The organism is Gottfriedia acidiceleris (assembly GCF_036421055.1).
Classification (GTDB): Bacteria; Bacillota; Bacilli; order Bacillales; family Bacillaceae_G; genus Gottfriedia; species Gottfriedia acidiceleris_C.
Map to the genome: position 1 here is coordinate 349,571 of NZ_JAZGQS010000004.1, position 9,587 is coordinate 359,157.

Genomic DNA, 9,587 nt, shown 5'->3' on the forward strand with positions numbered 1-9,587 from the left:
CTTAAATTAAGCTCTTTTTTCTTGTAAAATGATTGTGATAATGTGAAAAGCATACTATATTAAAATAATCATGTATGAACTAAAAACTAGGTTACTTGAGAGGATGAAAGAAATAAATGATTACAATTAAGACTGAACGTGAAATTAACTTAATGAATGAAGCAGGTACTTTATTGGCTGCTACACATAAGGAAATTGCAAAAATGATTAAACCAGGAATTACAACTTGGGAAATTGATCAATTTGTAGAAAAGTTTTTAGCTGAAAATGGTGCGAAACCAGAGCAAAAAGGTTACCGAGGATATAAATATGCAACTTGTGCATCAATTAATGATGAGATTTGCCACGGATTCCCTCGTAAAAAACCATTAAAAGATGGAGATATTGTAACGATTGATATGGTTGTAAATTTAAATGGTGCGCTTGCTGATTCGGCTTGGACTTACGGTGTAGGAAATATAGCTAAAGAAAATAAAGATTTATTAAAAGTTACCCAAGAATGCTTGTATAAAGGTATAGAGCAAGCTGTAGTGGGAAACCGTATTGGTGATATTGGTTTTGCGATTCAATCTTATGCTGAGTCATTAGGTTATTCTGTTGTGCGTGATTTTACAGGACATGGCATCGGACCAACTCTTCATGAAGAGCCATATGTTCCTCATTTCGGTATGGCAGGTAAAGGTTTAAGACTGCGTGAAGGGATGGTCATTACGATTGAACCAATGATTAATTTAGGATCATGGCATTCAACTATGGATTCAAACGGCTGGACAGCAAGAACACGAGATGGAAAAAATTCAGCACAATATGAGCATACTTTAGCGATTACAAGTGATGGACCAAAGATATTGACAATGCAATAAGTTAATTATTTATATTTAAAATGTAGACATAAAAACGATAATTAAAAACTAATTAAAAATCTATTGACATAATGGACTAGCTAGAATACTATTATATTATTAATAAACAATCGAATACTCCAAAGGGGAGTAGCGTCAGGAGAGATCCTGAAACAAAGTCGTCATTACATGAGAAGAAATTCTCATCGGCTTTGTTGGCATACATATGTGTGCTCAGCAAGACCTTTGCCGTAGAACTACAACTATTGGCAAAGGTCTTTTTATTTTGTAGTCACAGAGTACAGGTTGTTTCATTAAAAATAGTAGTTTCATAAGGGGGAACAGTCATGGATTTATTTGACGGATTAAGTATTGGTGTACTATTGAATGTAATTTTTATTGACCTGTTATTAAGTGGTGACAATGCTATCCTAATCGCTTTAGCAGCGAAAAACTTGCCAGCAGACCAAAAGAAAAAAGCAGTATTATTTGGTACATTAGGTGCAATAGGACTACGTATCGTATTTGCAGCAGTAATCGTGTATTTATTAAAAATTCCGTTTATTTATGCAGTCGGTGGTTTAATGTTATTATGGATTGCTTTTAAATTATTAGTCGATGATTCAGGACATGGTGAAGTTAAAAGTGGTGCAACACTATGGGGAGCAGTTCGAACGATCATCATTGCGGATGCTCTAATGAGTCTTGATAATGTTTTAGCTTTAGCTGGTGTATCACATGGTAGCATAGTTGCAATCGTAATTGGTATTTTAATTTCAATTCCAATTATTGTTGGTGGAAGCTCATTATTAATGAAAGTTATGAACAAATATCCAATTATTACAACAATTGGTTCAGGTATTTTAGCTTGGACTGCAGCTGGTATGATTACTCATGAAAAAATGATTAACGATGTTTTTGAAAATCATACAATTATTTTAGTTTTCAAAGTTGTCATGACTGCAATCGTAATTGTAGCTGGTACAATAGTTGCTAAAAGAGCACAAAAACATCAAGTTGCAAGTTCAGAAAATCAAACAGCATAATACACTAAAAAGCCCAGCCTAGTAAGCTTGGGCTTTTTATTTTTGTAAATACAGTATGTAAGAGGAAATTTTGCATATCATTTTAATTAGCGACTAAAAAAGAAAAAAATTATGAAATATTTATGTCAAATTAAGAGTAATCTGGGGAATTATAGTATCAATAGACACAAATTGGAAAATATAATTCTTGAAAAGAATTAGGACAATAAGTATACTTTAGTTGTCAGACATCTGACGCTATCATTTAGGTTTCAGTTTGTTTCGATGAGTTAGGAGGAAAACAAATGAATAGAAAATTTAATAGAGTGTTCCTCGTTGTTATGGATTCTGTAGGGATCGGTGAAGCTCCTGATGCAGAAAAATTTAATGATGTTGGTTCAGATACACTAGGCCATATTGCTGAAGAAATGAATGGTTTACATATGCCGAACATGGCAAAACTAGGTTTAAGTAATATTAGAGAATTGAAAGGGGTTCCAAAGGCCGAAAAGCCACTTGCTTATTATACAAAAATGGAAGAGTCATCAGTTGGAAAAGATACTATGACAGGACATTGGGAAATCATGGGTCTTCACATTGATAAGCCATTTAAAGTTTTTGCTGATGGATTCCCTAAAGAATTAATAAGCGAATTGGAAACCCATTTTGATCGTAAAATAATTGGAAATAAACCTGCTTCTGGAACTGAGATATTAGTTGAACTTGGTGAACAGCATATGAAAACAGGCGATTTAATCGTTTATACATCTGCTGATTCTGTTTTACAAATTGCAGCTCATGAAGAGGTTGTTCCTTTAGAAGATTTATACCGTTATTGTGAAATTGCACGTAAATTAACATTAGATGATCCATACATGATTGGTCGTGTAATCGCGAGACCATTTGTCGGTGAGCCTGGAAACTTCAAGCGTACACCAAATCGCCACGATTATGCATTAAAACCATTTGGACGTACTGTTATGAATGAGTTAAAAGATGCAAATTTTGATGTGATTTCAATCGGTAAAATTGCTGATATCTTCGATGGCGAAGGAATTACAAAAGCATTACGTACTGTTTCAAATATGGACGGTATGGATAAATTAGTTGAAACATTAAAAATGGACTTCACTGGTTTAAGCTTCCTAAATTTAGTTGATTTTGATGCAGTATACGGTCATAGAAGAGATCCTCTAGGGTATGGTAAAGCATTAGAAGAATACGATGCAAGATTACCGGAAGTATTTGATTTATTAAAAGAAGATGATTTATTAATGATTACTGCCGACCATGGAAATGATCCAACCTATACTGGTACTGATCATACAAGAGAATATGTTCCATTACTAGTTTATAGTAAACAGTTTTCAGAAGGTAAAGAATTAGAAATACCAAAAACTTTTGCTGATATTGGAGCAACTATTGCAGAAAACTTTAACATTAAAATGCCATCACATGGATCAAGTTTTTTTGAAAAATTGAGATAAGGTGGAGTTACATATGAATAAAGAAAATATTGATAAAGCCGCAGATTTTATTAAAAGTAAAGTTGACAGACAGCCTAAAATTGGATTGATCTTAGGATCAGGTTTAGGAGTTCTTGTAGATGAAATAGAAAACCAAGAAAAAATACCGTATCATACGATTCCTGAATACCCTACATCTACAGTAGAAGGGCATGAGGGACAACTCGTTTTTGGGACAATACACGGTATTGAAGTTGTAGCAATGCAAGGAAGAGTTCACTACTACGAAGGCTATAGCATGGAAAAAGTTACATTCCCTGTTCGTATCATGAAAGAATTAGGTGTCGAAAAATTAATCGTAACGAATGCTGCAGGTGGAGTTAATACTTCATTCGAACCTGGTGATTTAATGTTAATTACAGACCATATTAATTTTACTGGTACTAGTCCACTAATTGGACCAAATAACCCAGAGCTAGGCGTTCGTTTTGTAGATATGTCTTATCCATATGACCGTGAATTAAGAGAAATTGCAAAAAATGCTGCTAATGAAGTAGATGTCAAACTTCAAGAAGGCGTTTACGCTGCACTGACAGGACCATCTTATGAAACTCCAGCTGAAATTCGCATGTTTAGAACATTAGGTGCTGATGCTGTTGGGATGTCAACTGTATCTGAAGTAATTGTAGCACGTCATGCTGAATTAAGAGTACTTGGAATTTCATGTATTTCAAACATGGCAGCGGGCATTTTAGATCAACCGTTAAACCATGAAGAAGTGATTGAAACAACACAAAGAGTAAGAGCATCATTTTTATCATTAGTAAAAGAGATTATTCGTAAAATCGGTTAATTCCAAAAGTTAACGATTATAAAAGGACTTCTACATTATGTGGAAGTCACTTTTCATTAAAAGTATTATACTCAACATAGAAAGAGGCGTTTTAAAAATGAGAATGGTAGATTTAATCGAAAAAAAACGTGACGGAAAAACATTAACAACGGAAGAAGTTAATTTTGTAATCAAAGGTTTTACTGATGGTAGTGTACCTGATTATCAAATGAGTGCTTTTGCTATGGCAGTTTTCTTAAAGGGTATGACTGAAAAGGAATATAGTGATTTAACAATGGCTATGGTACATTCTGGTGATACAATTGACCTTTCTAACATTGAAGGAATCAAAGTTGATAAGCATTCAACAGGTGGAGTAGGTGATACAACTACACTTGTATTAGGTCCATTAGTAGCTTCTTTAGATATTCCAGTTGCCAAAATGAGTGGACGTGGATTAGGTCACACTGGTGGTACGATAGATAAATTAGAAGCTGTAGAAGGCTTTCATGTTGAATTAACAGAAGAAGAATTTACTAAACAAGTAAATGATATTAAATTAGCCGTTATCGGACAAACAGGAGATTTAACACCTGCTGACAAAAAGCTATATGCACTACGTGATGTAACAGCCACTGTTAACTCAATCCCATTGATTTCAAGTTCAATTATGAGTAAAAAAATCGCTGCTGGTGCAGACGCAATTGTTTTAGATGTTAAAACTGGTGCAGGTGCGTTTATGAAAGATATAGATGATGCACGCGATTTAGCTAAAGCGATGGTTAAGATTGGTAACAACGTTGGAAGACAAACAGTTGCAGTTATTTCTGATATGAGTCAACCATTAGGATTTGCGATCGGTAATGCATTAGAAGTGAAAGAAGCAATTGACACGCTTAAAGGTGAAGGTCCAAAAGATTTAGAAGAATTATGCTTAGTATTAGGTAGCCAAATGGTTGTATTAGCTAAAAAAGCTGAAACATTAGAAGAAGCTAGAGCTAAACTTCTAGAAAATATGAAAAACGGAAAAGCTTTAGAAGTATTTAAAGCATTTTTAGTAGCTCAAGGTGGAGACGGTTCAGTAGTAGATGACCCATCAAAACTACCTCAAGCTAAATATGTACAAGAAGTAGTAGCTAAGCAAGATGGCTATGTATCACAAATCGTCGCTGATGCTGTTGGAACAGCAGCTATGAAATTAGGCGCAGGACGTGCAACAAAAGAATCGGTTATTGACTTAGCTGTTGGCTTAATGCTAAACAAAAAAGTAGGAGAAGCAGTTAAAAAAGGCGAATCATTAGTTACTGTCTATTCAAGCACAGAAGATATTAGTGAAGTTGAAAAAGACTTACTAGAAAACATTAAAATTTCTACAGAAAAAGTAGAAGAGCCTACATTAGTTTATGATTTAATTATGGAAGCATAATAATTTTAAAAAGCTATTCTCAGTGAAGAGAATAGCTTTTTTTGTTCTTCTAATTAAACAAAAATAACAGGTAACTTTTGAAGATAGTAAGATACTATTTTTTTTATAATTTTCAAAAAGATAACAACATACCATTATATCAAAGGAATAATTAATAAGAATGTTCCGAAGTTTTGATATAAAAGGAGCTAAACTAATGGGAAAGAAAGTGTTATTCTTCGGTGATGTAGGTATAGATGATACGATCGCTTTGGTTTATGCACGATTAACAGAAGAGATAGACATCATTGGGATTGTAGCGGATTATGGGAATGTATCTAAATTAGAAACGACCAGGAATGTTCGGTTTTTACTTAAAAGGTCAGGAAAAGAATATATTAAAGTCTATGGAGGTGCTGAGAAGCCAATGACGGGGGAGGTCCCAACCTATTACCTTGATATACATGGTCCGTTCGGTTTAGGTCCAATCGATCCAGGTTTAAAGTTGGAGAACTTAGAAAACTTTTGTGAAGTTATAGATTTGATTGAGCAGTATAAGCATGAACTAATTATTGTGAATACTGGAAGGTTAACTTCGCTAGCCACCCTGTTTATCTTATACGAAGATCTAATGAAAAGTGTGAAATCTTACTATATCATGGGTGGAGCCTTTCTATATCCAGGAAATGTAACACCAATTGCAGAAGCAAATATTCATGGAGATCCCATCGCAGCCAATATCGTAATGAAGTATGTAGAAGGAGCATATATTTTCCCATTAAATGTAACGCAAAATGCCATAGTTACTCCTTCAATGGCCAATTATATTCATTCTAAAGGTAAAACGGATCTTGTAAAACCATTATTGGATTACTATTATTTCAACTTCTATCAAAAGAAAGTACCCGGCATAAAAGGGAGTCCAGTTCATGATGTGGTAACTCTCATGGCAGTCATTCGTAGCGATCTATTTAAATTCTATCAATCGGCTGTTGTAATTGATGCGACCGATGTGTCTAGAGGTCAAAGTATTGCGGATTTTCGTGTTACAGATACGCCAGAGAAATTTGATGGGAGACCTCAACAATCTATCGCAGTAGGCTTAGATTATGAAGGGTTTTATAAAGATTTTATGTCAGTTATGACTGGGGAGAAATTCTAGATTAATGATTCAAAGTGGTATTAACAAGTTATTAGAACTTTAACTTTATTGCTACTTTTGTCAAACCCTTGCATAATATTATGCAAGGGTTTGTTTTTTCTAATTACTGAATTCTTATTTTTTAAATACTTAAGCTTAAGCTTCCTAATAACATAAGTGCAAAAATGATATATGGAAAGATGATTAAAAACCATACAAAAGGCTTTTTCCACGTATCGAGTTTGTTGTAAATTGCTAAAGTGATTAAAAAGATAACCCCTATTGGAATGAATAGGAAGCCATACATTTCAGTGTGTGAAAATCTCTGTAAAATAAAGGGTAAAAACAACAAAACAGTACAGCTAATAAGCTTAAATACAATACTTTTATTGATTATCAATTTAGTAATAATAGAAGTTATCAATATGATAGCAATAAAATATACTAACAAGTACATCGTAAAGTAAAAAGCTCCTGATAATTCCTTACCAGCCCCAGTACCATCGGAGTCAGTAGACATTCCAAATAAAAAAAATAACATTGGGAAGATAATGGGACAGGTAATTAGTATTGTAAAACCAATTGTTGCTGACACTTTCTTAAGTAATTCCTTCAAAAAAACACTCCTAATTTCATTCTCTAGTTCCATCTTACGAGATGAAACTAAAAAAATATAGCAAAAATTAATGAACCTTTATCTTGTTTTAACCTAATAGGTTTACAACTAATGCACTTTTAGATACATAAGTTCTACTATTTGATCAGCAATCCATTTTATATAGAGGGTGATTGTCGAACAAAGGAGTTAATAAGTTTTTAGCGAATTATCACGATAGAAAGAAAAATAAATAGTGAAACTAAGAGGTGTAAAGATGAGGCAAACGACGTGGAAAGAAATAATTCTGTTGTTTAGTCCGGTAATATTAATACCATTCATATTATTTTTTGTGTTACATTCTTCACCATCTATTGCATTAAGGACTCATGTATTTTTTAATGGACATCCTATTCTAGCCGTTAAGTCAGAAATTGCAGATGACCAAGAACATAATCAGGGGGATAAGGAATACTTAAAAAATGAACACGCAAAATGTTATTCTATAAATGAAGAAAATTATATTCTGAGAAAAAAAGGTTTTATCTATGTAGCTGATTATTACGGAAATGCCTAAGATATTTTTTTCAAGTACGCGGATCAGTACAAGAGATGCTCATTCATCCGGGCAGCAAGGACCTAAGCTGTTGTTTAACATCTTGATGAGGTCTTTGGCCCATGCCCATGTATTTCGGAAATGAATCCAGTAATTTTTTAGTACAACTTGCTCATCAAAAAAAGATTTCCATAAACGAAACATTAAAATAACTTTAAGTGTTTATAAGGTGAGAAACTATTTGTATTGTTGTCATCGTGAAGGATTTATAATCTAAACTCTAAAGAAAATAATTTTCTTTGTTTAATTATTTGATTAAATTTAGTATAATAGTAATCGTGCTTTGTTGCATGGGTGGGAGAGGGAGACACTAAAAGAGAGGAATTTCTTTGAAAAATTTATTGAACAAACAGTTTAATCTTGAAGGTAGCGGTACGACCATTAAAACGGAGTTAATTGCAGGTGCAGTTTCATTTTTAACACTTGTCTATATTTTGTCCGTTAATAGTACAATTTTGCATGATGCAGGAATACCGTTCCAAGGTGCAATGATTGCCACAATTTTGTCAGCTTTTTTTGGAAGCGTTATGATGGGATTATGGAGTAATTCACCTTTAGTATTAGTTCCGGGAATGGGCATCAACGCATTGTTTACTTACACAATGGTTGGAGAAATGGGAATGAATTGGAAAGAAGCACTTGCTGTTGTGTTTGTAAGTGGAATCTTATTATCAATTTTATCATTCACAAAATTAATTAAGAAATTAACAACTGCGATTCCATTATCACTAAAAAGTGCAATTACAGTTGGCATTGGATTTTTCTTAACGTTTATCGGACTTCAAGCTGGTGGGATTGTTGTAAAAAATGAAAGTACGTTTGTATCGATTGCAAATTTTACAAACGTGGATGTTTTAGCAACAGTTATTACACTAGGTATTGCGATTTATCTTTTTATTAAAAATGTACCTGCAAACTTTTTAATTACAGTTATTTTAGGTACAATCATTTCATTTATTTTACATGGTGGAATAGAAAAAGCACATGATACAACAAAAATTACAATGAAATCTGCTAGTGAAGTTGTCGGACAACTGACCTTTACTCATGTATTGAGTTTTCCATTTTGGATTGCAGTATTTTCGTTAACGATGGTTGTATTATTTGAATCAATCGGTATTATTCATGGTCAATTAAGCATGATGAACCAAGAGCATAAGCAACAAAAGGTTGTTCAAGGAACTGCGTTTGGTATCATTTTATCCGGTTTACTTGGGACTAGTCCAACAGTTATAGCTGTTGAGGGTAGTGCAGGTATCAGTTCTGGTGGTCGAACAGGACTTACTTCAGTTGTAACTGGATTTTTATTTTTAGGATGTTTACTATTTATGCCATTAATCGCATATATTCCAACATCTGCGATTGCACCGATCTTAATCATAATTGGTTCATTAATGGTTAAACATATTACAGATATTCAATTGGATGATCCTACTGAGGCAATACCAGCCTTCTTAATTTTAGCATTCATCCCTTTAACATATAGTATTATTGACGGAATTGCATTTGGTTTTATTGCTTATCCATTAGTTAAAATGGCAGCTGGTAAGAAAACTGAAATCACACCGTATATGGTGGCAATTTCAGCATTATTCTTTGTACGTTTTGCATTGAACTTTATTTCATAAAAAAAAGCGCTGATTCTTTTACTAAAGAACCAGCGCT

The 9,587-nt window shown here is 33.5% G+C and carries 9 protein-coding genes; 8 read left to right on the top strand and 1 reads right to left on the bottom strand.

Going from position 1 to position 9,587, the window contains the following annotated elements; all coding sequences use genetic code 11:
- Positions 1-116: 116 nt before the first annotated feature.
- From map to RAH41_RS08975, 6 genes are all read left to right on the top strand, one after another.
- The gene (gene map, locus RAH41_RS08950; protein ID WP_331221955.1) at positions 117-863 is read left to right on the top strand and encodes a type I methionyl aminopeptidase; all 747 of its coding nucleotides are present in this window, start codon (positions 117-119) and stop codon (positions 861-863) included.
- 326 nt (positions 864-1,189) lie between these two features.
- Positions 1,190-1,888 (top strand): TerC family protein, encoded by a 699-nt coding sequence (locus RAH41_RS08955; RefSeq protein ID WP_331221957.1) that lies wholly within the window; start codon positions 1,190-1,192, stop codon positions 1,886-1,888.
- A gap of 284 nt (positions 1,889-2,172) precedes the next feature.
- On the top strand, positions 2,173-3,354 hold the full coding sequence (gene deoB / locus RAH41_RS08960; RefSeq protein WP_331221958.1) for a phosphopentomutase: 1,182 nt from the start codon (positions 2,173-2,175) through the stop codon (positions 3,352-3,354).
- A gap of 13 nt (positions 3,355-3,367) precedes the next feature.
- The gene (locus tag RAH41_RS08965; RefSeq protein WP_331221960.1) at positions 3,368-4,186 is read left to right on the top strand and encodes a purine-nucleoside phosphorylase; all 819 of its coding nucleotides are present in this window, start codon (positions 3,368-3,370) and stop codon (positions 4,184-4,186) included.
- A 97-nt stretch (positions 4,187-4,283) separates the two neighbouring features.
- On the top strand, positions 4,284-5,591 hold the full coding sequence (locus tag RAH41_RS08970; RefSeq protein ID WP_331221962.1) for a pyrimidine-nucleoside phosphorylase: 1,308 nt from the start codon (positions 4,284-4,286) through the stop codon (positions 5,589-5,591).
- Positions 5,592-5,787: 196 nt separating this feature from the next.
- Positions 5,788-6,732 (top strand): nucleoside hydrolase, encoded by a 945-nt coding sequence (locus RAH41_RS08975; protein ID WP_331221963.1) that lies wholly within the window; start codon positions 5,788-5,790, stop codon positions 6,730-6,732.
- Between the two features lie 121 nt (positions 6,733-6,853).
- Here RAH41_RS08975 and RAH41_RS08980 read toward each other — a convergent pair whose 3' ends face one another.
- The gene (locus RAH41_RS08980; RefSeq protein ID WP_331221965.1) at positions 6,854-7,327 is read right to left on the bottom strand and encodes a hypothetical protein; all 474 of its coding nucleotides are present in this window, start codon (positions 7,325-7,327) and stop codon (positions 6,854-6,856) included.
- Positions 7,328-7,583: 256 nt separating this feature from the next.
- Here RAH41_RS08980 and RAH41_RS08985 point away from each other — a divergent pair, with 256 nt between their 5' ends.
- Positions 7,584-7,883 (top strand): hypothetical protein, encoded by a 300-nt coding sequence (locus RAH41_RS08985; protein WP_331221966.1) that lies wholly within the window; start codon positions 7,584-7,586, stop codon positions 7,881-7,883.
- Positions 7,884-8,251: 368 nt separating this feature from the next.
- A complete protein-coding gene (locus RAH41_RS08990; protein ID WP_331221967.1) occupies positions 8,252-9,550 on the top strand; it encodes an NCS2 family permease in 1,299 nt (432 codons plus the stop codon).
- Positions 9,551-9,587: the final 37 nt, after the last annotated feature.